Origin of the sequence: Pseudomonas promysalinigenes (genome assembly GCF_014269025.2) — a bacterium.
In the GTDB taxonomy this organism is placed as follows: domain Bacteria; phylum Pseudomonadota; class Gammaproteobacteria; order Pseudomonadales; family Pseudomonadaceae; genus Aquipseudomonas; species Aquipseudomonas promysalinigenes.
The window spans coordinates 3,774,717-3,795,934 of record NZ_CP077094.1 but is presented as its reverse complement, the minus strand read 5'-3'; the positions used below and the strand labels follow the sequence as shown (position 1 = coordinate 3,795,934).

Here is a 21,218-nt window from a genome sequence, read left to right as displayed (position 1 = left end):
AGAGTGGAGACTTTTTGTGTTTGATATGGATTCGCGTTTGCAACAAGATTCCCTGGTGCTGGGTGATTTGCCGTTATGCCGTTTGTTACTCAGCAAAGATGCCAATTATCCCTGGTTCATACTGGTGCCCAGGCGAGCAAATGTGAGCGAAGTGTTCGACCTGAGCGCGCAAGACCAAGCGCAGCTCTGGAAAGAAACGAGCAACCTTGCCCAGGCGCTTAAACAGGAATTCGCAGCAGACAAGATGAATGTCGCGACCCTTGGAAATGTGGTCGGCCAGCTGCATATGCATGTGATTGTTCGCTACGAGACTGACGTAGCGTGGCCTGCACCGGTCTGGGGCAAAGTGCCGGCAAGCGAGTATATTTCGGGGCAGGTCGACGCGATTCGTCAGCGCCTGCGCACAATTCTGACCCAAGATTATCAAGAGGCTCCCTATGTCGCCGGATGAGCGCATCATCGAGCTGGAGACCCGTCAGGCCTTCCAGGACGATACGATTCAGGCACTCAATGATGTGGTGATCGAGCAGGGGCGGGTGATCGAGCGCTTGCAACTGCAAATGGCCGAACTGATCAAGCGCTACGAGGAGATGGTGGGGCAATACGGTAGTGAAGGAGAAGAAGCGCCGCCGCCACATTATTGATAGGCCAGCCCTGGGTTGCTCCAGGGCTGGGCAGTTCAGCGACGGTTGACCGCGACCACGTCTTCGGCCTGCAGGCCTTTGTCACGGTGCATCACCGAGAATTCGACGCGCTGGCCTTCGACCAGAATGCGGTGCCCCTCGCCACGGATGGCGCGGAAGTGAACGAAGATGTCGTCACCCGAATCGCGGGAGATGAAGCCAAAGCCCTTGGATGTGTTGAACCACTTTACGGTGCCGGTATCGCGGGTGCCGGCTTGTGCGGCTGTGCCTTGGCTGGTGCGACCCTTTTTGTTGCTGCGGGCAAATGCGGCTGTCAGGTGCAAGGCAACTGCCAGTGCGGCGCAGACCAGCGCCGCCAGGTTCCCCATTTCCGGGCGTGCCAGCAACGTCAGGGCCTGCAGTACAACAGCCACCGCGAGTAAGGCACACGCCAGGTATTGCAGCTGTTGTCGCGCGCCGCGGTAGTAAACCGGCACGACGGGGGCTAGCAGCAGGTTGAGCAGGCCCAGCAGCGCCAAGTAGACCGCGTCGGGTTGCTGCAGGAAAGGGGTTGCCTCGGTTCTAAGGCTGGGCACGAGCGCGAGCAGCAAAGCCGCAACGCCCGTCACCAGATGGACGATCTTGAACATGGTATGGCTCACAGTTGATTAGGCCGATCACAGGAAGAGCTGGGTGCACGGTGCGCATGAGGTATTGAGCGCGAACACATGGCGGGCCAGCCTATGCACCCGGGCAATAACTGTCCGCACGGGTGGCACGTTGCCTATTTAACAGCAAAGGCACGGGCTTCTCAAACCGAAGGCCGCCGCGCGGTCGTGCGTTGGTCTAGATGCATTTATTTGCGCGGGAAGGTTTTGCCGCTGCTTCCCGCGCCTCGCTCGGCGCTTCATTGAGCCCCAGTTGAGTGAGCTGAGGATGTGGCCAGATGCAAGCAGTCAAGCGTACGGTGAGGGCAGGGGGGTGGCCTGGCAAGCACTGCATAGACCCGTTCAAGGCCGATTTCGATATGTTGCAGACCCAGCCGGTTTCGCGCTCGGTACGGTTGAACGGTTTCTCCACCTGCCTGCGTCTGGAGGCAGTGTACTGGGGTATCCTGGAGCAGATCGCTGCTGTCAATCAGTGTTCGATCAGTGCCGTGCTGTCTTATGTCGATCGCGAGGTGCATCTGCGCCAGGGCGGGGTGCGCAACTTCAGCGGTTTGATCAGAGTGATCTGCGTCGCTTGGTTGCTCGACCCCCCGAGCGCACGCTGATCGCCCGGCGGGCTGCGCAGTGTCGGTTAACCATATATAATCCCGCTTTTTGCTGCCCCCGGCAGCCAGCGTTGTGGTTGACGAGAGACGTTCATGCCCCTTTATGACTATCAATGTGCTTCCTGCGATCACCGGATGGAGGTGCTGCAGAAAATCAGCGCTTCACCGCTGACCGACTGCCCCGCCTGTCAGGCGCCGGCCTTGAAGAAACTGCTGTCGGTCCCTGGCTTTCGCCTGAGTGGCAATGGCTGGTACGAAACCGACTTCAAGACCGGGGCAAAAAAGAACCTGGCCGGTGGCGATAAAGCCGACTGAGTTGAATTGAAGTAGCCGGGTCTTGCAGTATTAGCCCTCTGGGCGGCCAAGGCCTCCAACGAATACACGAATCACGAGAAGCGAAACCACCATCATGATGCGCAGCCATTATTGCGGCCAACTGAACGAGAGCCTGGACGGCCAGGAAGTCACCCTTTGCGGCTGGGTCCATCGTCGCCGCGACCACGGCGGGGTGATCTTCCTCGACATCCGTGACCGCGAAGGCATGGCCCAGGTCGTGTTCGACCCGGATCGCGCCGACACATTCGCCGCTGCCGACCGCGTACGCAGCGAGTACGTCGTGCAGATCACCGGCAAAGTGCGCAAGCGCCCCGACGGCGCGGTGAACGCCAACATGGCGTCTGGCGCCATCGAGATCCTCGGCTACCAGCTGAACGTGCTCAACGAAGCGGAAACCCCACCGTTCCCGCTGAACGAGTACTCCGACGTCGGTGAGGAAACCCGCCTGCGTTACCGCTTCATCGACCTGCGTCGCCCGGAAATGGCCGACAAGCTGCGCCTGCGCTCGCGCATCACCAGCAGCATCCGCCGCTTCCTCGACGAAAACGGCTTCCTCGACGTCGAAACCCCGATCCTCACCCGCGCCACCCCTGAAGGTGCGCGTGACTATCTGGTGCCAAGCCGTACCCACGCGGGCAGCTTCTTCGCCCTGCCGCAGTCGCCTCAGTTGTTCAAACAATTGCTGATGGTTGCCGGTTTCGACCGCTACTACCAGATCGCCAAGTGCTTCCGCGATGAAGACCTGCGTGCAGACCGCCAGCCGGAATTCACCCAGATCGACATCGAGACCAGCTTCCTCGACGAAACCGAGATCATGGGCCTGACCGAGGGCATGATCCGCAAGCTGTTCAAGGAAGTGCTCGACCTGGAGTTCGGCGAGTTCCCACACATGACCTTCGAAGAGGCCATGCGTCGCTACGGTTCCGATAAGCCAGACCTGCGTAACCCGCTGGAATTGGTAGATGTTGCCGACCAGCTCAAGGACGTGGATTTCAAGGTCTTCGCAGGCCCTGCCAACGATCCGAAGTGCCGTGTCACCGCCCTGCGCCTGCCAGGCGGGGCCAGCATGCCGCGCAGCAAGATCGACGAATACACCAAGTTTGTCGGCATCTACGGTGCCAAGGGCCTGGCCTACATCAAGGTCAATGAGCGCGCCAAGGGCGTTGAAGGCCTGCAGTCGCCAATCGTCAAGAACATTCCTGAGGCCAACCTCAACACCATTCTCGACCGCGTTGGTGCAGTTGATGGTGACATCGTGTTCTTCGGTGCCGACAAGTTTAAGGTCGTCAGCGAAGCTCTGGGCGCGCTGCGTATCCGCCTGGGCCACGACTTCGAGCTGCTGACCTGCGAGTGGGCACCGATGTGGGTGGTCGACTTCCCGATGTTCGAAGAGAACGAAGACGGTAGCTTCACCGCGCTGCACCACCCGTTCACCGCCCCCAAATGCACCCCGCAAGAGCTTGAGGCCAACCCGGCCACTGCCTTGTCGCGGGCGTACGACATGGTGCTCAACGGTACTGAGCTCGGTGGTGGTTCGATTCGTATTCACCGCAAGGAAATGCAGCAAGCGGTATTCCGCCTGCTGGGGATCGAGGCAGAGGAGCAGGAAGAGAAGTTCGGCTTCCTGCTCGATGCACTGAAGTTCGGTGCACCGCCTCACGGTGGCCTGGCGTTTGGCCTGGACCGTCTGGTCATGCTGATGACCGGCGCTCAGTCGATTCGCGAAGTGATCGCCTTCCCGAAAACCCAGAGCGCCGCGTGCGTCATGACCCAGGCTCCTGGCATGGTCGACGCCAAAGCCCTGCGCGAGCTGCACATCCGTCTGCGCGAGCAGACCAAGGTCGAGTAATCGGCCCTGGGCGCATCCGGCGGGTGCGCCCTGGCGCTTCGGCGCAGTATTCCCACGTTCCGCCCTTCGGGGCGGAACCTGTTTCTGTTTCAAGGATTCGGAGTCGTTATGGCTGGTCATTCCAAGTGGGCGAACATCAAGCACCGCAAAGAGCGCCAGGATGCCAAGAGAGGCAAGATCTTCACCAAGTGGATCCGTGAGCTGACCGTTGCCGCCAAGCAGGGTGGTGGCGATCCGGCCTCCAACCCGCGTCTGCGTCTGGCGTTGGACAAGGCACTGGGTGCCAACATGAGCCGCGACATCATCGATCGCGCTATCGCCCGTGGCGCGGGTACCAACGAGAGCGACAACGTCGAAGAGCTCAGCTACGAAGGGTACGGGCCCGGTGGCGTGGCGATCATGGTCGAGGCCATGACCGACAATCGCAACCGCACCGCCGCCGCCGTACGCCATGCCTTCACCAAATGTGGCGGCAACCTTGGCACCGACGGCTCGGTGGCCTATCTGTTCGAGCGCAAGGGGCAGATCAGTTTCGCTCCGGGTATCGAGGAAGATGCCCTGATGGAAGCCGCCATGGAGGCCGACGCTGACGATGTAGTGGCCAACGACGACGGTTCGTTCGAGGTCTTCACCTCGTTCAACAGCTTCTACGCGGTACGTAACGCGCTGGAGGAAGCAGGCTTCAAGGCCGCTGACGCGGAAATCGTCATGCAGCCGACTACCAGCGCCGATCTCGACCAGGACGGCGCCGAGAAGGTGCTTAAGCTGATCGACATGCTCGAAGACCTGGACGACGTACAGAACGTCTATTCCAACGCGCAGATTTCCGACGAGATCATGGAAAAACTTGGCTAAGGTGATTTGGCATTCTGTGCCATCGCCGTGAGCTTCCCAGCGCCTGTGCCGGCCCCTTCGCGGGTATGTCTGTTACCACATTGTGTGTGGATGCAGGCATAACAGCGAAGGGGCCGGCAATCTTTTTACCAATGTAACCTCTGAATGACAGGCGCTATGACTCTGATTCTTGGTATCGACCCCGGCTCACGCATCACTGGTTACGGAGTGGTCCGCCAGACCGCCCGCGGCTGTGAATACGTCGCGTCGGGGTGCATTCGCACTGGCAGTGGTGAACTGCACGAGCGGCTGCAGATTGTTTTTCGCGGTGTCAGCGAGATCATCGCCCAGCACGGCCCTGTCACCATGGGCATCGAACGGGTATTCATGGCACGCAACGCCGACTCTGCGCTCAAGCTCGGCCAAGCCCGTGGCGCGGCCATCGTGGCGGCGGCCGAGGCGGGGCTGGAGATTGCCGAGTACAGTGCCAGCCAGGTCAAGCAAGCTGTTGCCGGTAGCGGTGGGGCCAATAAAGAGCAGGTGATGCTGATGGTCATGCATTTGCTCAAGTTGACTCAGAAGCCGCAGATCGATGCTTCCGACGCCTTGGCCATCGCCTTGTGTCATGCCCATACCCGCTCAAACCTAGTGCCCCACGGCCTGGCAACCGCTAGGCGGCGTGGCGGGCGCTTGCGTCTGTAACCGCTTCATGCGCTGATACACATTTTGTTCGGGTGAAACGGTCACCCGACACTTTTGCTGATAGGGTTGAGCGGTCTTCGACCGGCTCCCCGAGAGGAAGGAACGGAACGTGATTGGACGTTTGCGCGGTACCCTGGCGGAAAAACAGCCTCCGCATCTGATTATCGACTGCAACGGTGTGGGTTACGAACTGGAAGTGCCCATGACGACCCTGTATCGCCTGCCCAAGGTTGGCGAGCAGGTGACCGTGCACACTCATCTGGTGGTGCGCGAAGATGCTCACTTGCTTTACGGCTTTGCCGAAAAACGTGAACGCGAGCTGTTCCGTGAGTTGATCCGCCTCAATGGAGTAGGCCCCAAGCTTGCTCTGGCGTTGATGTCAGGCCTCGAAGTGGACGACCTGGTCCGCTGCGTGCAGGCCCAGGACGCAGCGGTGCTTGTGCGCGTGCCAGGTGTCGGTAAAAAAACCGCCGAGCGCCTGCTGATCGAACTCAAGGATCGTTTCAAGGCCTGGGAAACCTCCCCGGCAATGTTCACCCTGGTTTCCGACGGCCCGCTGCCACTTGCCAGCGAGTCCAGTGCCGAAGCCGATGCCGTCAGCGCCCTGGTTTCTCTGGGTTACAAACCCCAGGAAGCCAGCAAAGCCATTGCCGCCATCAAAGACAAGGCCGGCCTTAGCAGTGAAGAACTCATCCGTCGCAGCCTTAAAGGGATGATTACCAAGTGATCGAAGCCGACCGCCTGATCGCTGCCAGTGGCCGCGACCGTGAAGAGGTACAGGACCGGGCGATCCGCCCCTTGCGCCTGGACGAGTACATCGGCCAGCCAGTGGTGCGTGAGCAGATGGCTTTGTTCATACAGGCAGCGCGCGGGCGTGGCGAGTCGCTTGACCACACACTGATATTCGGCCCACCAGGGTTGGGCAAAACCACCCTGGCCAACATCATCGCCCAGGAAATGGGTGTTTCGGTCAAAAGCACCTCGGGTCCGATACTTGAAAGGCCGGGTGACTTGGCGGCCATGCTCACCAACCTGGAACCGCACGATGTGCTGTTCATCGATGAAATTCACCGCCTGTCCCCAGTAGTCGAAGAGGTCCTTTATCCAGCGATGGAGGACTTCCAGCTGGACATCATGATCGGTGAAGGCCCCGCCGCCCGTTCGATCAAGCTCGACTTGCCGCCGTTCACGCTGGTGGGCGCTACCACGCGCGCGGGGATGCTCACCAACCCGTTGCGTGACCGTTTCGGTATCGTGCAGCGCCTGGAGTTCTATAGCGACAAGGACCTTGCCACCATCGTCAGTCGTTCGGCCAACATCCTGGGCCTGGCAATCGAGGATCACGGCGCCTACGAAATCGCCCGGCGCGCGCGCGGCACCCCGCGAATCGCCAACCGCCTGTTGCGCCGAGTGCGCGACTACGCCGAGGTGCGTGGCAAAGGCCAGATCACCAAGGCGGTAGCCGACATGGCGCTGAACCTGCTGGACGTCGATGAGCGCGGCTTCGATCACTCCGACCGGCGCTTGTTGCTGACCATGATCGAGAAGTTCGACGGTGGGCCGGTGGGCGTGGACAACCTGGCCGCAGCCATCAGCGAGGAACGTCATACCATCGAGGATGTACTCGAGCCCTACTTGATCCAGCAGGGGTACATCATGCGTACGCCCCGTGGGCGGGTGGTGACCCGGCATGCTTACCTGCACTTTGGCCTGAACGTGCCTGGCAGCTTGGGGGGTGCCGGTGATTTTTCCGATCCAGGCGATGAATGACAGATCGAAACGGGCTTTTCGTGGTCCTACCGCTGGCATGCCTACCGAGTGCTGGCACTACGACATTGATGATGAAAAAACAGTTGCCGAGGCGGATTGGCAAGCTGAGGAGTAAGCACTAGAGTATGCGCGCGCTAAATGGCCTGGAACCGTTCGCACACCGTTGTCGTGTCTATTACGAAGATACCGATGCCGGTGGCGTGGTGTATTACGTCAATTACCTGAAATTCATGGAGCGCGCGCGCACCGAGCGCCTGCGGCATCTGGGGTTTTCTCAGGCGCAGTTGGCCGAGGACAACCTGCTGTTCGTGGTCCATTCCAGCGAAGCCCGCTATCACGCGCCGGCACGCCTGGACGACGAGCTGAGGGTCACCGCGCAAGTACTTGAACTCAATCGCGCCAGCCTGCGCTTCGTGCAGCAGGTCTGGCGGGAAAAAGATGAAACGCTGCTCTGTGAAGGGCAGTTCCTGGTGGCCGCGGTGCGCGCCGACACTTTCAAACCCCGAGCCATACCGCCCCAGTTGCGCGACGCCTTTGCGGCGGACGGCTGGGGGAATCAATCGAACGCAGGAGAATAAGCGTGGAAGCTAACGTCGTCGACCATACCTCCATGTGGAGTCTGGTCAGCAATGCCAGCGTGGTGGTACAGCTGGTAATGCTGACCCTGGTGGCCGCCTCGGTCACTTCATGGATCATGATCTTCCAGCGCAGCGCCATGCTGCGCGCTGGTCGTCGTGCGCTGGATGCCTTTGAGGAACGCTTCTGGTCGGGTATCGACCTGTCCAAGCTGTATCGTCAGGCAGGCAGCAACCCAGACCCGGACTCGGGTGTGGAGCAGGTGTTCCGCGCCGGCTTCAAGGAATTTTCGCGTCTGCGCCAGCAGCCGGGCGTAGATCCTGACGCGGTGATGGAAGGCGTGGGTCGTGCCATGCGTGTGGCCATTTCCCGTGAAGAAGAAAAGCTCGAGCAGAGCCTGCCGTTCCTTGCCACGGTCGGTTCGACCAGCCCGTACATCGGCCTGTTCGGCACCGTTTGGGGCATCATGAACTCCTTCCGCGGCCTGGCCAGCGCCCAGCAGGCTACCCTGGCCACCGTGGCCCCGGGTATCGCCGAAGCACTGGTCGCCACGGCCATCGGCCTGTTCGCTGCCATTCCAGCGGTCATCGCCTATAACCGTTTTGCGGCGCGCAGCGAAGTGCTGATCGGCCGTTACTACACCTTCGCCGACGAGTTCCAGGCGATCCTGCACCGTAAAGTGCACACCAGCGAAGAGTAATCAGGTACAAGCCCATGGCCCGAGTTCGCCACAAACGCAAGCCCGTCGCCGAGATGAACGTGGTGCCCTACATCGACGTGATGCTGGTGCTGCTGGTCATCTTCATGGTGACGGCGCCCATGCTCAACCAGGGCGTGAAGGTCGACCTGCCCAAGGTTTCCAGCGAAGCCTTGCCGCAGGACAACAACGTCCAGATCCTCACAATATCCATCAAGGCCGACAAGACCTACTACTGGAACCTTGGCAGTGAAGTCGACACCGACAAACAGATGGACAAGGCCATGACCTTGCCGGACATGACCAGCGCAGTGACCAAGATCATTGCCGCCGGGCGTGACCAAGGCAAGCAGACCCAGGTGTTCATTCGTGGCGACAAGGCTGTCGACTACGGCGCCGTCATGGGCGCCATGGGCGGGTTGCAGAAGGCCGGTGTCGGTAACGTTGGCCTGATTACCGAGGCGCCCTGATGCAACAGCGAGAGCCATCCGCCTCGGAAAGTTACTTCTGGCCCAGTATCTGGGCCATTGGCCTGCATGTACTGGTGTTCGCGCTGCTTTTCGTCAGCTTCGCCATGACGCCTGAATTGCCGCCTTCCAAGCCGATCGTTCAGGCTACGCTGTATCAGCTCAAGTCCAAGAGCCAGGCGACCACCCAGACCAATCAGAAGATTGCCGGGGAGGCGAAGAAAACTGCCTCGCGCCAGACTGAAGTCGAGCAGTTGGAACAGAAGAAAGTCGAGCAGGAGGCAATAAAGGCCGCGGAACAAAAGAAAGCAGACGCCGCTCAAAAGGCTGAGCAAGCCCGCGAGGCCGCCGAGGCCAAGAAGGCTGAGGAAGCAGCCAAAGCGGCCGAAGCCAAGAAAGCCGCCGAGTCCAAGAAGGCCGAGGAAGCCAAGAAAGCTGCCGAAAAGCAGCAGGCTGACATCGCCAAGAAAAAGGCTGAGGAAGAGGCGAAGAAGCAGGCCGAGGAAGAAGCCAAGAAACAAGCCGCCGAGGAGGCCAAGAAGAAGGCCGCCGAAGACGCGAAGAAAAAAGCAGCCGAGGACGCCAAGAAGAAAGCGGCGGCCGAGGAAGCGAAGAAGAAGGCAGCTGAAGAGGCCAAGAAAAAAGCCGCTGCAGACGCTCAGAAGAAAAAGGCACAGGAAGCGGCACGCAAGTCGGCAGAGGACAAGAAAGCTCAGGCCTTGGCAGAGTTGTTGTCCGACACCACCGAGCGGCAGCAGGCCCTGGCCGACGAGCAGGGTGACCAGGTAGCCGGCGATTTCGACGACCTGATTCGCATGCGAGCGGCCGAAGGTTGGGCTCGTCCGCCTTCCGCGCGTAAGGGCATGACGGTGACTCTGCAGGTCAACATGTTGCCAGACGGCACCATTACCGGCGTCAGCGTGATCAAGTCCAGTGGTGATGGTCCGTTCGATAGTTCGGCGGTGGCAGCAGTGAAGAACATTGGTCGTTTGACCGAGATGCAGGGTATGAAGCCGAGCGATTTCAACCGTTATCGTTCGTTCAAGATGACATTTACACCTGAGGATCTAGCGTTGTGATTAAACTCCTTCGAGGAATGCTGGTCATGCTCTGCTGCGTGGCTGGCATGGCCATGGCAGAGGAAAAGAACATCCTGGTCACCAGCGGCAGCGATCGGGCCACGCCCATTGCGGTAGTGCCGTTCGGTCTACAGGGTGGCAGCGTGCTGCCAGAAGACATGGCCGATATCATTGGCAACGACCTGCGCAACTCCGGCTACTATTCGCCGATTCCGCGTCAGAACATGATCAGCCAGCCGACCCAGGCCAGCGAAGTCATCTTCCGTGACTGGAAAGCGTTGGGTGCCCAATACGTCATGGTCGGCAGCATCGTGCCGTCGGGCGGTCGACTGCAGGTGCAGTACGCGCTGTTCAACGTCGCCACCGAGCAGCAAGTGCTGACCGGTAGCGTGGCGGGCACCGCCGACCAACTGCGCGACATGGCGCACTACATTGCCGATCAGTCATTCGAAAAACTCACCGGTATCAAGGGCGCGTTCTCGACTCGCTTGCTGTACGTGACCGCCGAGCGTTTCTCCACCAACAATACCCGCTACACGCTGCAGCGTTCGGATTACGACGGGGCCCGCGCAGTCACCCTGTTGCAGTCCCGCGAGCCGATCCTGTCGCCACGCTTTGCGCCAGACGGCAAGCGTATCGCCTACGTGTCGTTCGAGCAAAAGCGCCCACGCATCTTCGTTCAGAACATCGATACGGGTCGTCGCGAGCAGGTGACCAACTTCGAAGGCCTCAATGGTGCGCCGGCCTGGTCGCCTGATGGTTCGCGTCTGGCGTTCGTCCTGTCCAAGGACGGCAACCCGGACATCTACGTGATGAACGTGGCCTCCCGTCAGATCAACCGTGTAACTGCAGGCCCAGGCATCAATACCGAGCCTTTCTGGGGCAAGGATGGCAACACGCTGTACTTCACCTCTGACCGCGGCGGCAAGCCACAGATCTACAAGCAGTCGGTCAGCGGCGGTGGGGCTGAGCGTGTAACTTTCGTAGGTAACTACAATGCCAACCCGAAACTCTCGGCCGATGAAAAAACGCTGGTAATGATTCATCGCCAGCAAGGTTTCACCAACTTCAAAGTGGCGGCACAGGACTTGCAGCGCGGAAGTGTAAAGATTCTCTCGGAAACGAGTCTTGATGAGTCGCCCACTGTTGCGCCAAACGGCACCATGCTAATCTACGCCACCCGCCAGCAGGGCCGGGGAGTCTTGATGCTCGTGTCGCTTAACGGCCGCGTGAGGCTCCCGCTTCCTACCGCTCAAGGCGAAGTCAGAGAACCGTCCTGGTCCCCTTACCTGAACTGATTGCGGCGTATAACGTTTTTGCTTAACACACTGGGGTTTCATTAGGAGTTTCACGATGGAAATGCTGAAGTTTGGTAAATTTGCTGCGCTGGCTCTGGCCATGGCCGTAGCTGTAGGTTGCTCCTCCAAAGGCGGTGACAACGCTGGTGAAGGCGCTGTTGACCCGAACGCTGGCTACGGTGCAAACACCGGCGCCGTTGACGGTTCCCTGAGCGAAGAAGCCGCCCTGCGCGCAATCACCACCTTCTACTTCGAATACGACAGCTCGGACCTGAAGCCAGAAGCCATGCGCGCTCTGGACGTTCACGCCAAGGACCTGAAAGCCAACGGCAACCGCGTTGTCCTGGAAGGTAACACCGACGAGCGCGGCACCCGCGAGTACAACATGGCTCTGGGTGAGCGTCGTGCGAAAGCCGTTCAGCGCTACCTGGTTCTGCAGGGCGTTTCCCCTGCTCAGCTGGAAGTGGTTTCCTACGGCGAAGAGCGTCCAGTTGCTACCGGCAACGACGAGCAGTCCTGGGCTCAGAACCGTCGCGTAGAACTGCGTAAGTAAGTTCTTATGCGTATGTGCCGTCGTGCTGTAACCGTCCTCGCACTCAGCCTACCGCTTTCGGCGTGGGCTGCGGTTCCTGTAGTTGATGACAACGGGGGTGCTTATCCACCTTCCGGTTATGGCACGAGCGGCGCCTATGCCGGCGCAGGGGCTTCGGCCCCTGCTTCGGCGCAGGGCCAGCTGTTCATGCAGTTGCAACAGATGCAGGATCAACTTTCCCGCCAGCAAGGCATCATCGAAGAGTTGCAGAACGATGTGTCGCGCATGAAGCAGGAAAACCTGGAGCGTTACCAGGACCTTGATCGTCGCATCAACAGTGGTGCCGCGCCTGCCGCGACTCCCGACAATTCTTCCACCGGTGGTGCATCCAATGCTGCCGTCGGTGCAGCAGCAGGCGCCGCTGGCGCTGCTGCGCAACAACCGGCCGCCAATAGCGAGCCCGGTGATCCGGCGAAAGAAAAGCTCTACTACGATGCGGCTTTCGACCTGATCAAGCAGAAAGACTTCGACAAGGCCACCCAGGCGTTCAATGCCTTCCTGCGCAAGTATCCCAACAGCCAGTACGCTGGTAATGCGCAGTACTGGTTAGGTGAAGTCAATCTTGCCAAGGGCGATCTGCCTGCGGCCAGCCAGGCTTTTGCCCAGGTCAGCCAGAAGTACCCCAAGCACAGCAAAGTGCCTGATTCGCTGTACAAACTGGCCGACGTCGAACGCCGCATGGGCCATACCGACAAGGTCAAAGGCATCCTGCAGCAGGTCATCAATCAGTACCCTGGCACGTCTGCCGCGCAACTGGCGCAGCGCGATCTGCAGAAGCTATAAGCTTCACCCATGAAATAAACCCGCGCTTGCCGCGGGTTTTTTCGTTAGAATCACGTCCCTTTTATAAACACGCTGTCACGGATAACGCCATGTCGAGTCCGAGGCAGTGCCTGACGGAGGCGGACAGCCTGTTTAGCTGTCACGCCCGTGGCGAGCATGCAAGACACCTTACGCATCACCGAAGTCTTTTACTCTTTGCAGGGTGAAACACGAACGGCTGGGCTGCCCACGGTATTCGTGCGCCTGACCGGTTGCCCCCTGCGCTGCCAATATTGCGACAGCGCCTACGCCTTCACTGGCGGTACGCTTCGTACTCTTGATTCGATCCTGGAGCAGGTTGCTGGCTTCAAGCCACGCTACGTCTGCGTCACCGGAGGCGAACCCTTGGCTCAGCCCAACGCGCTGGCGCTGTTGCAGCGCTTGTGCGATGCCGGCTACGAGGTCTCACTGGAGACCAGTGGCGCTCTCGACATTTCTGGCACCGATGTGCGTGTCAGCCGGGTGGTCGATCTAAAGACCCCAGGCTCGGAAGAGTCGCATCGTAACCGCTACGAGAACATCGAACAGCTGACCCGCAACGACCAGGTCAAGTTCGTCATTTGTTCCCGCGAGGACTATGACTGGGCGGTGTCCAAGCTGATCCAGTACAACCTTGCCGAACGTGCCGGCGAAGTATTGTTCTCGCCCAGCCACCATCAGGTGAGCGCCACTGACCTGGCCGACTGGATCGTTGCCGACAACTTGCCCGTACGCTTGCAGTTGCAGTTGCACAAGCTGCTGTGGAACGACGAACCCGGCCGTTGATTGAGGAGTGAATGAGATGACGGAAAAACGCGCGGTAATCCTGCTGTCCGGCGGCCTCGACTCGGCCACGGTCGTCGCCATGGCCAAAGCCGAAGGCTATAGCTGCTACACCATGAGCTTCGATTATGGCCAACGCCACCGTGCCGAGCTCAACGCTGCGGCACGCGTGGCCCGGGACCTTGGCGTGGTCGAGCACAAGGTCATCGGCTTGAACCTGGATGGGATAGGCGGCTCGGCCCTGACAGACAGCAGCATCGACGTGCCAGAGGCGCCGGGTGAGGGTATTCCTGTGACCTACGTGCCTGCCCGTAATACGGTGTTTCTTTCACTGGCCCTGGGCTGGGCGGAAGTGTTGCAAGCCAGAGATATCTTCATCGGCGTCAACGCCGTGGACTATTCCGGTTACCCGGATTGCCGCCCCGAGTTCGTCGATGCGTTCGAACGCATGGCCAACCTGGCGACCAAGGCTGGCGTGCAAGGGCAGGGGTTCCGCATCCAGGCGCCGTTGCAGAACATGAGCAAGGCGCAGATCGTGCAAGCGGGTATCGCCCGTGGCGTAGACTACAGCCTGACGGTCTCCTGCTATCAGGCCAATGATGAAGGCCAGGCGTGCGGCAAATGCGACAGTTGCCGCCTGCGTGCCGAAGGTTTCAAAGCGGCGGGCGTCGACGACCCAACGCGCTACTTCTGACAAAAGGCTGCCGCAAGTATTGATTTCCCGTTAGAAATCAGTATTATACGCGCCATCCAACGGGTCGTTAGCTCAGTTGGTAGAGCAGTTGGCTTTTAACCAATTGGTCGTAGGTTCGAATCCTACACGACCCACCATATGCAGTAGCCAAAGCCCGCAGCCAGAATTGGTCGCGGGCTTTGTCGTTTCTGGCCCCGTGTTTTGTGTGGCCTGCGAGAGGGGCACTCCGCGCCACTGATGTTCACTCCGCCCACTCGGGGTCGCCGGTGAACACCACGGTAATCCAGCGATCCGGCCCTTCGCCGCCTACCGCCTCGCCAATTTCATTGCGCCATGCGTCCCATTCATCAATGGTTTTCGCGGCCATGGCCTTGGGCACGATGAAATACAACTCGATTTCCCGGGAGCGCCCGACCTTGGCCACATAGGCTCGGTATGACTCCAGCCCGTGGCGTGCAACGAAAGCCCGCGCGACTTCGTCGACATGCAGCTTAAGGTCGCCCGGCGTCACCAAGAAAATCTCCGCCAGGGCCTGACGCACCACCGATAGTGGCAGCGGGATGATCACTAAGCACACCAGCGCCAATACTGCCGGGTCGATATAGGGCGATAACCATTGCCATTGCGTGCCCTGGACGGCATAGCCGAAGCAAAATGCGATCAGCAGCGCTGCGGTGATGCTGGCCGACATCACCCAACCCTTCACGTCCATGCGCACGAAGTCCGAGTTCAATACACGGTTGGCGCGCTGCTCGACCACCGCGATGGTGGCGCAGGCTATTACCGTCAGCGCCGCGTAGACCATGGCAATGCCAAACTCCAGGTGGCGACCGCCCTGCAGCAGGCTGCTGACTGCGTTGATCAGTGCGTAGATGGCAACGCTGCTCAGCAGCATACCGTTGAGCGCCAGTACCATCGGCTCCAGGTGCCAGAAACCCATGGTAAAGCGTTCGCGCAGCTTGCGTGAGAGTTGCAGGCTGGTGGCGTGGGAGGTGATGAGTTTGACCACCACCAGCGACAAGCCACTCATGCTGGCGTCGACCAGTGAATAGACACCGTCGAAGACGATCGAGAACGACCCGGAGGCCAGCCCGAAGCCGATGCCGATCGTGGCGATGAACAGGGTGACGGCAATGGAGGTGCGTAGCAGGCCCTGTTCGCTGTGTGTATCGAAGAAGGGGGATCGGGTAGTGCTGTGCATGTGCTGTGCTCGGTAAATGACGCTCTTGCTGTATTGTCTGCTCCGGCCTGCTTCGCGGGTGAAACCGCCACCGGTACCGTGCTGCCCGTCAGTGCAGCGATCCGCTTGTGGCAGCAGGTTCAACTTTGATGCAGGCGCCCTGGCCCTTACAGGCTAGACGCGAAACTGTTCCATCAATGCTTGTTGCTGGTTGGCCAGCCGGTTCAGGTCCTGGCTGATCCGCGCCGATTCATCGGCCTGGCCCGACAGCGACTCGGTCACATCACGGATGCCAGCTACGTTGCGGTTCACCTCTTCGGCCACGGCGCTTTGCTCTTCGGCTGCCGAAGCGATCTGCAGGTTCATGTCGCTGATCACCGCCACGGCCTCACCAATGCGCTGCAGTGCTGGCAACGCCTGTTCCATGCCCGTGGCGCTTGCCTGAGCCTGGCGTTGCCCTGCATGCATGGCGCCCACCACGTCCTGAGTCCCCTGCTGCAACCCTTCGATCACCTGACGTATTTCTTCCACCGACACCTGAGTGCGTTGGGCTAGGCTGCGCACTTCATCGGCAACTACGGCAAAGCCACGGCCGGCCTCGCCTGCACGGGCGGCTTCAATCGCGGCATTGAGTGCCAGCAGGTTGGTCTGTTCGGCAATGGCGCGGATCACCTCCAGTACCGTACCAATCTGCTCGCTGCGCTGCTCCAGCGCCCGCGCTTCGTCCATGGCCTGATCCATGCCGATGGCCAATTGATCGATGCTCTGGCGGGTGCTGGCGATCAACTGCAAGCCCTCCCGGCTGGCCTGATCGGCGCCCCGCGCGGCCTGCGCTGCTTGAGCCGCATTGTGAGCGACGTCCTGGGCGGTGGCACTCATTTCGTTGGCCGCGGTAGCGACCTGCTCGATTTCGCGCTGTTGCTGTTGCATGCCGTTGCTGGTCTGGCTCGCAATGGCGGCGGACTGGTCGGCGGTACCCCGAGCCTGGAGCACGGAGCCTTTGACTTGGGCGATCACTGGTTGCAGTTTGTCGAGGAAGCGGTTGAACCAGCCCGTCAATTGGCCGAGCTCGTCTTGGCGGGCATAGTCCAGGCGACGGGTGAGGTCGCCTTCACCGCTGGCGATGTCCTCTAGGCGCGCCGCCACCGCAAGAATCGGCCGTGTGACGCCCCGCGCCGTCAGCCACACCAACAATAGGCCGACGACCGCCGCGCTCAGGCCGATCAACAAGCTGGTCAGGTTGGCGCTCTGATTATGGCTGCTCAAGCGCTGATTGAGGGCCAGGGCGGGTGCTTGCAGCACGGCCTCGGGCAGTTCCACCTGCACCTGCCATGGGTTGGCGTCTGGGATGGGAGCGAACGGCTCAGAAACCCGCAGCAGGCCCTGTTGGACTTGCTTGTCGAGCGGCTGGCCCAGCTTGCCAGCGTCGCGACTGTTTCCTGCGAGCAGGCCAGTGGCGCTCACGATGCTCACTTGGCCCTGGCCTTCGAACAGTTCCTTGCGCCCCTCCAGGCTCAATTGCTGAAGGTTATCCAGGCCAATGTCCAGGCCTACCACGCCTACGACCTTGCCGTTTTCCAGCAGGGGCAGGGCGATACTGGTCATCAGTACCTGTTGGCCGTTGACCTCGTCGAGATAGGGTTCCAGCACGCAGGCCCTCGCGGTTTCCTGCGGGCAGGTCAGCCAGCGATTCTTGGCCTGACCGTTGCTGCCGGCTGCGTTGTCGCCCAGCATCGATTCGGGCATCGCTTCGAGTTCCAGAGCGCCTGGGCGAGGCTGGGACCAGTACAACGAGAAGCGCCCTGTTTCGTTACTTGCATCACTCTGCTGGCCGATGAACTGGCTATCCAGATGATCCAGCGCATTGGGCTGGAACACCAGATACAAGCCGATCACGTTCGAGTTGCCGGCAAGGCTGGTGCGTGCTTGACGGGTCAGTTCAGCGCGCAGGTCGCTGCCGCCCCTGGCCCTGAGCGCCTGGACCAGGCGAGCGAAGCCGTTGCCGTATTGGTAGGCATCCATGAAGTAGCGCTGGACCCGAAGTGCCTGGTTTTGCGCGTGGGCCTGCAAGCGCAGACGCGCACTGTGATCGAGCATTTCGCTGCTGGCCTGGTTGACCAGTGCCGCGCTGCGCCGAGACTGCGCCAGAGAGCTGGCTACCAGCAACACGACGATGGCCAGCAGGCAGAGGCCGGCGAGCAGGGTGATTTTCCATTGGATGGACAGGCGGCGCAGCAGCATCTGGGGCATTCCTTCTCGGGCAAGTACAACGCCCGCGTTCAGGCGCGGGCGTTGGCAGTGGCTCAGGTCATTCGGCAACGTAGTTAGGCGGTGCGACGCGAAACGCCTTGGTCAGCCAAGCCAGGTGCAGCAGCCCGGCGAGCGCCCAGAGACCACCGAAGATCAACGAGTGTTCGTTGAGGTCGAGCCAGAGCTTGGCAATGATGCAGAAGCCGATGGTCGGCAGTACCAGGTACTTCATCTTGTTCGCCAGCCCCCGGCGGTTGCCTTCGCGCAGGTAGCAGTGGTTGATCACCGACAGGTTGACGAAGCTGAACGCCACCAATGCGCCGAAGTTGATGATCGAGGTAGCGGTGACGAGGTCGAAGAAGATCGCCGAAAGTGCAATCACACCGACCACTGCAATGTTCACAACCGGGGTCTTGTAGCGCGCATGCAGGCGGGCGAAGACAGTGCTTGGGATGACGTTGTCCCGGCCCATCACATACAGCAGGCGCGACACGCTGGTCTGCGAAGCCAGGCCCGAGGCGATGGTGTTGATCACCGTGCAGGCGATGAAGATCGACTGGAACAACTTGCCACCCACATACAGCGCAATTTCCGGCAGCGCCGCTTCCGGGTCGTGGAAGCGGGCATTGGTGGGGAAGTAGGCCTGCATGAAATAAGACACAGCGATGAACACCACACCACCGATCAGTGCAGTGAGGAAGATCGCCCGTGGGATGATCTTGCCAGGCTCTTTGGTTTCTTCAGACAGGCAGGTAACGGCGTCGAAGCCCAGGAACGAGAAGCACAGAATGGTCGCGCCGGCAGCCAGCGCACTGAACTGCGTCTGCGAGTCTGCGAAGGGGGTCAGGCTCCAGGTGGTGCCCAGCCCTTCGCCTTGGCCCAGGCCGCGCACGCACAGGTAGATGAACACTGACATGATCGCCAGCTGCACAACCACGAACAACAGGTTGAAATGCGCCACAAGGTTGATGCTACGCATGTTGATCAAGCTGATCAGGGTGACGAAGCCTGCCACCCACATCCATTCAGGCACCTCGGGAAACATGGCCGAAAGGTACAGTTTGGCCAGCAGCGCATTGACCATCGGCAGCAACAGGTAGTCGAGCAGCGAAGCCCAACCGACCATGAAGCCTGCATGCGGGCTGATGGCGCGTTGGGTATAGGTGTAGGCGGAGCCGGACTGCGGGAACCGCCGAACCAGCGTGCCATAGCTTACCGCAGTGAACAGCACACCGGCCAAGGCCAGCAGGTAGGCGCTCGGCACGTGGCCGGAGGTGACGCCGGAGACGATGCCGAACGTGTCGAACACGGTCATGGGCGTCAGGTAAGCCAGGCCGATGATGACTACGTGCCAGAGGCGCAGGGATTTACGGAACTGGCCATTGCCGGTGGCGTTTTGGTCATGCTGCATGCTGGTGTGGCCCCATGTTGTTCACCTTTTTGTTTGGAGCAGAGATAGGCGCGTGCTAGGCGCCGGCATCAGGCTGGCAGTGCCTTGGCGAGGAGGTTGAAGCGTGCGGGCAGGGGCATCCGAGCATCTTGACGGCGCGACTTTTTCTTCTTCGTGGATCGGGCGCTGAGCGAGGTGGTGAAAATAAAAAACGATTGATAGCAGGGCGTCAAGTTAAACATGACAAAATGTTGCTATCTCGAGAGGTTTATCGATTAGATGGCTGAAATGTTCAATTTTTGCGCGTTTATTTGCGTTTTTGATCGTCTTTCGTGTCCGTAAAAATTAACAAATGGGCGCGGTGAAATGCCGATTCAGAACATTCTCAAATAATGGATGATGCCGCCTCGGCCGCCACTATGAGGGGAATAGGGTGATATTCTTTGGCCCCAGTGCGGCACAGACCGCGAATTCGCCCATATGGACATCGATCGGTTCTATTCATGAAGAAATCAGTAGGCATTCTCTGCGGCCTGGCCATTGCCATAGCCGGGATCACTACCGCTGGCGCCTGGTACACCGGCAAGCAGCTGCCTGAGCAGCTCGATGAGGCGGTCAGCCGCAGCAACGAGCAGCTCAAGCGAGCGCTGGTCAACTATGGCGGTAGCATGACCGTCGAGCTGGTCGCGCTCGATCGGCACTGGTTCAGCAGCTCAGCGCAGTATCGCCTAAAGGCCAAGGACATCAACCTTGGTCATGGCGAGATCGTCAGTTTCGACCTGGGAGTGACCGATCAGATCGAGCACGGTCCCTTCCCCTGGTCCCGAGTCAAGGCATTTAAACTGCTGCCGGTAATGGCGGTGAGCAATAGCCGCCTGCAGAAGGACGAGCTCACCGCACCGTGGTTCGCTGCGGCGGGTGAGCAGTCGCCGGTCAGTGCCCATACCAGCCTGGGGTACACGGGGGATGTCGACAGCACCATCACCCTGGCGCCGCTCAAACGCAACGAGGCCAATGGCAGCAGCCTGAACTTCTCGGGCATGACCCTGCAGGTCAGCGGTGATCAGCAAGGTAAGGCGTCAACCTTCCATGGCAGTGCAGATCGCCTGGAGATGAAGCTGGTCGGCGATGACCATCCGCCCGCCACTTTCGAGCTTTCGGGGCTCAAGGTCGGCGGTAACCTGGCGGCCAGCAAGCATGATGCCGTGTACGTCGGCAATGTCGACCTGCTGCTGGCCGAGGCCAAGGCAACCCTGGGCGCCAGGCAACAGCAACTGGTACTCAAGGGTATCGAACAGAACCTGCTGCAGACTGTGGATGGCCCTGACACAGTGGGTGGTCGTGCGGATTATCGGGTGGCTGACATCACCTGGGATGGCCGTGCGGTTGGCAGCCTGCAGATGGGGGTGAGCGTCAAGTCGCTCAATGCCCCGGCTTTGCAGTCGCTGTCGCAGTGGTATCAGGCCCACTTGCCGGAGTTCGAAGCGGCCCAGGCTGCCGGTCAGCCGGTGCCGGTGATTCCGATGGACGAAACGGAAAAGGCCAAATTCCAGGGCGACTTGCGGCAGTTGCTGGCGTCCAAGCCCAAACTGGCCATCGAAAACCTGGCGCTGCGCACCGCCAATGGTGAGAGCCGTTTCGACTTGTCGATGGATTTTGCCGAACCGGCATCGTTCGACTTGCCGTCTGATGAGTTGAGTAAGCAATTGATCACCGAGGTCAAGAGCAAGCTTTCCCTATCCAAACCGATGATCGGTGACCTGGCTACATTGCAAGCGCTGCTGGAAGGCCAAACCGATGCCCAGGCGATTGCCGCGCAATCTAGCCAGGCCGGTGAAATGGTCGGGTTGATGGCCTTGCAAAGTGGTCTGGCCACCGTACAGGGCAATGATGTAGTGGCAAGCCTTCACTATGCCGACGGCATGGTCGACTTCAATGGTAAAAAAATGACCGTCGAGCAGTTCGCCATGCTGCTGGCAGCGCATTTTGCCGCGATGCAACCGCAAGGCTGAGGCAATAAGGTG

The 21,218-nt window shown here is 60.1% G+C and carries 23 protein-coding genes, 1 tRNA gene and 1 pseudogene; 20 read left to right on the top strand and 5 right to left on the bottom strand.

Going from position 1 to position 21,218, the window contains the following annotated elements; all coding sequences use genetic code 11:
• Nucleotides 1-16 precede the first annotated feature (16 nt).
• Nucleotides 17-451: an HIT family protein gene (locus tag HU725_RS17210; protein WP_186478680.1), complete on the top strand. Its 435-nt coding sequence runs from the start codon at nucleotides 17-19 to the stop codon at nucleotides 449-451.
• Nucleotides 438-644 (top strand): SlyX family protein, encoded by a 207-nt coding sequence (locus tag HU725_RS17205; RefSeq protein WP_060478849.1) that lies wholly within the window; start codon nucleotides 438-440, stop codon nucleotides 642-644. Before HU725_RS17210 ends, HU725_RS17205 begins: the two co-directional genes overlap by 14 nt.
• 35 nt (nucleotides 645-679) lie before the next feature.
• Here the strand turns inward: HU725_RS17205 and HU725_RS23010 are convergent, their stop codons facing one another.
• Entirely contained in the window at nucleotides 680-1,273 is a 594-nt protein-coding gene (locus tag HU725_RS23010) for a cold-shock protein (protein WP_186478679.1), read from the bottom strand.
• Nucleotides 1,274-1,569: 296 nt separating this feature from the next.
• Between HU725_RS23010 and HU725_RS17195 the strand changes: the two genes are divergently transcribed.
• From HU725_RS17195 to HU725_RS17115, 17 genes are all read left to right on the top strand, one after another.
• Nucleotides 1,570-1,896, top strand: a complete 327-nt coding sequence (locus tag HU725_RS17195; protein ID WP_186478678.1) for a ribbon-helix-helix domain-containing protein — start codon at nucleotides 1,570-1,572, stop codon at nucleotides 1,894-1,896.
• Nucleotides 1,897-1,989: 93 nt separating this feature from the next.
• Complete coding sequence (locus HU725_RS17190; RefSeq protein WP_060478852.1) at nucleotides 1,990-2,211, top strand: FmdB family zinc ribbon protein; 222 nt, start codon at nucleotides 1,990-1,992, stop codon at nucleotides 2,209-2,211.
• 94 nt (nucleotides 2,212-2,305) lie between these two features.
• Nucleotides 2,306-4,081, top strand: coding sequence for an aspartate--tRNA ligase (aspS, locus tag HU725_RS17185; protein ID WP_060478853.1), 1,776 nt, complete (start codon nucleotides 2,306-2,308; stop codon nucleotides 4,079-4,081).
• A gap of 108 nt (nucleotides 4,082-4,189) precedes the next feature.
• On the top strand, nucleotides 4,190-4,936 hold the full coding sequence (locus tag HU725_RS17180) for a YebC/PmpR family DNA-binding transcriptional regulator (RefSeq protein ID WP_186478677.1): 747 nt from the start codon (nucleotides 4,190-4,192) through the stop codon (nucleotides 4,934-4,936).
• Nucleotides 4,937-5,092: 156 nt separating this feature from the next.
• On the top strand, nucleotides 5,093-5,617 hold the full coding sequence (gene ruvC / locus HU725_RS17175; RefSeq protein ID WP_186478676.1) for a crossover junction endodeoxyribonuclease RuvC: 525 nt from the start codon (nucleotides 5,093-5,095) through the stop codon (nucleotides 5,615-5,617).
• 109 nt (nucleotides 5,618-5,726) lie between these two features.
• The gene (ruvA, locus tag HU725_RS17170) at nucleotides 5,727-6,344 is read left to right on the top strand and encodes a Holliday junction branch migration protein RuvA (protein WP_060478856.1); all 618 of its coding nucleotides are present in this window, start codon (nucleotides 5,727-5,729) and stop codon (nucleotides 6,342-6,344) included.
• Complete coding sequence (gene ruvB, locus HU725_RS17165; protein WP_060478857.1) at nucleotides 6,341-7,387, top strand: Holliday junction branch migration DNA helicase RuvB; 1,047 nt, start codon at nucleotides 6,341-6,343, stop codon at nucleotides 7,385-7,387. The genes ruvA and ruvB overlap by 4 nt, the downstream gene beginning before the upstream one ends.
• A gap of 125 nt (nucleotides 7,388-7,512) precedes the next feature.
• The gene (gene ybgC, locus HU725_RS17160; RefSeq protein ID WP_060478858.1) at nucleotides 7,513-7,965 is read left to right on the top strand and encodes a tol-pal system-associated acyl-CoA thioesterase; all 453 of its coding nucleotides are present in this window, start codon (nucleotides 7,513-7,515) and stop codon (nucleotides 7,963-7,965) included.
• A 2-nt stretch (nucleotides 7,966-7,967) separates the two neighbouring features.
• Nucleotides 7,968-8,663: a protein TolQ gene (gene tolQ, locus HU725_RS17155; RefSeq protein ID WP_009684054.1), complete on the top strand. Its 696-nt coding sequence runs from the start codon at nucleotides 7,968-7,970 to the stop codon at nucleotides 8,661-8,663.
• Nucleotides 8,664-8,677: 14 nt separating this feature from the next.
• Entirely contained in the window at nucleotides 8,678-9,130 is a 453-nt protein-coding gene (gene tolR / locus HU725_RS17150; protein WP_008090221.1) for a protein TolR, read from the top strand.
• Nucleotides 9,130-10,206 (top strand): cell envelope integrity protein TolA, encoded by a 1,077-nt coding sequence (gene tolA / locus HU725_RS17145; RefSeq protein ID WP_060478859.1) that lies wholly within the window; start codon nucleotides 9,130-9,132, stop codon nucleotides 10,204-10,206. The genes tolR and tolA overlap by 1 nt, the downstream gene beginning before the upstream one ends.
• Before the next feature lie 17 nt (nucleotides 10,207-10,223).
• Nucleotides 10,224-11,504 carry a Tol-Pal system beta propeller repeat protein TolB gene (gene tolB, locus HU725_RS17140; protein ID WP_186478720.1) on the top strand — a complete coding sequence of 427 codons (1,281 nt, stop codon included), beginning with the start codon at nucleotides 10,224-10,226 and terminating at the stop codon, nucleotides 11,502-11,504.
• Between the two features lie 55 nt (nucleotides 11,505-11,559).
• Nucleotides 11,560-12,057: a peptidoglycan-associated lipoprotein Pal gene (pal, locus tag HU725_RS17135; protein WP_060478860.1), complete on the top strand. Its 498-nt coding sequence runs from the start codon at nucleotides 11,560-11,562 to the stop codon at nucleotides 12,055-12,057.
• A 6-nt stretch (nucleotides 12,058-12,063) separates the two neighbouring features.
• Nucleotides 12,064-12,879: a tol-pal system protein YbgF gene (gene ybgF, locus HU725_RS17130; RefSeq protein WP_060478861.1), complete on the top strand. Its 816-nt coding sequence runs from the start codon at nucleotides 12,064-12,066 to the stop codon at nucleotides 12,877-12,879.
• A gap of 156 nt (nucleotides 12,880-13,035) precedes the next feature.
• Complete coding sequence (gene queE / locus HU725_RS17125) at nucleotides 13,036-13,683, top strand: 7-carboxy-7-deazaguanine synthase QueE (RefSeq protein ID WP_186478675.1); 648 nt, start codon at nucleotides 13,036-13,038, stop codon at nucleotides 13,681-13,683.
• Nucleotides 13,684-13,699: 16 nt separating this feature from the next.
• A complete protein-coding gene (gene queC / locus HU725_RS17120) occupies nucleotides 13,700-14,374 on the top strand; it encodes a 7-cyano-7-deazaguanine synthase QueC (RefSeq protein WP_186478674.1) in 675 nt (224 codons plus the stop codon).
• Nucleotides 14,375-14,435: 61 nt separating this feature from the next.
• Nucleotides 14,436-14,511: transfer RNA gene (locus HU725_RS17115), tRNA-Lys, on the top strand.
• A 104-nt stretch (nucleotides 14,512-14,615) separates the two neighbouring features.
• Here the strand turns inward: HU725_RS17115 and HU725_RS17110 are convergent.
• The 4 genes and pseudogenes from HU725_RS17110 to HU725_RS17100 all read right to left on the bottom strand — a co-directional run bounded on the left by HU725_RS17110 (nucleotide 14,616) and on the right by HU725_RS17100 (nucleotide 19,215).
• Nucleotides 14,616-15,575: a cation diffusion facilitator family transporter gene (locus HU725_RS17110; protein ID WP_186478673.1), complete on the bottom strand. Its 960-nt coding sequence runs from the start codon at nucleotides 15,573-15,575 to the stop codon at nucleotides 14,616-14,618.
• A gap of 153 nt (nucleotides 15,576-15,728) precedes the next feature.
• Nucleotides 15,729-16,484, bottom strand: coding sequence for a methyl-accepting chemotaxis protein (locus tag HU725_RS23215; RefSeq protein WP_371326778.1), 756 nt, complete (start codon nucleotides 16,482-16,484; stop codon nucleotides 15,729-15,731).
• A gap of 102 nt (nucleotides 16,485-16,586) precedes the next feature.
• Nucleotides 16,587-17,576, bottom strand: a pseudogene (locus HU725_RS23210) (cache domain-containing protein); the annotation flags it as partial.
• A gap of 286 nt (nucleotides 17,577-17,862) precedes the next feature.
• Nucleotides 17,863-19,215 carry an APC family permease gene (locus tag HU725_RS17100; protein WP_060478875.1) on the bottom strand — a complete coding sequence of 451 codons (1,353 nt, stop codon included), beginning with the start codon at nucleotides 19,213-19,215 and terminating at the stop codon, nucleotides 17,863-17,865.
• Nucleotides 19,216-19,697: 482 nt separating this feature from the next.
• Between HU725_RS17100 and HU725_RS17095 the strand changes: the two genes are divergently transcribed.
• The gene (locus tag HU725_RS17095; protein WP_186478671.1) at nucleotides 19,698-21,206 is read left to right on the top strand and encodes a YdgA family protein; all 1,509 of its coding nucleotides are present in this window, start codon (nucleotides 19,698-19,700) and stop codon (nucleotides 21,204-21,206) included.
• The last annotated feature ends 12 nt before the right edge of the window (nucleotides 21,207-21,218 follow it).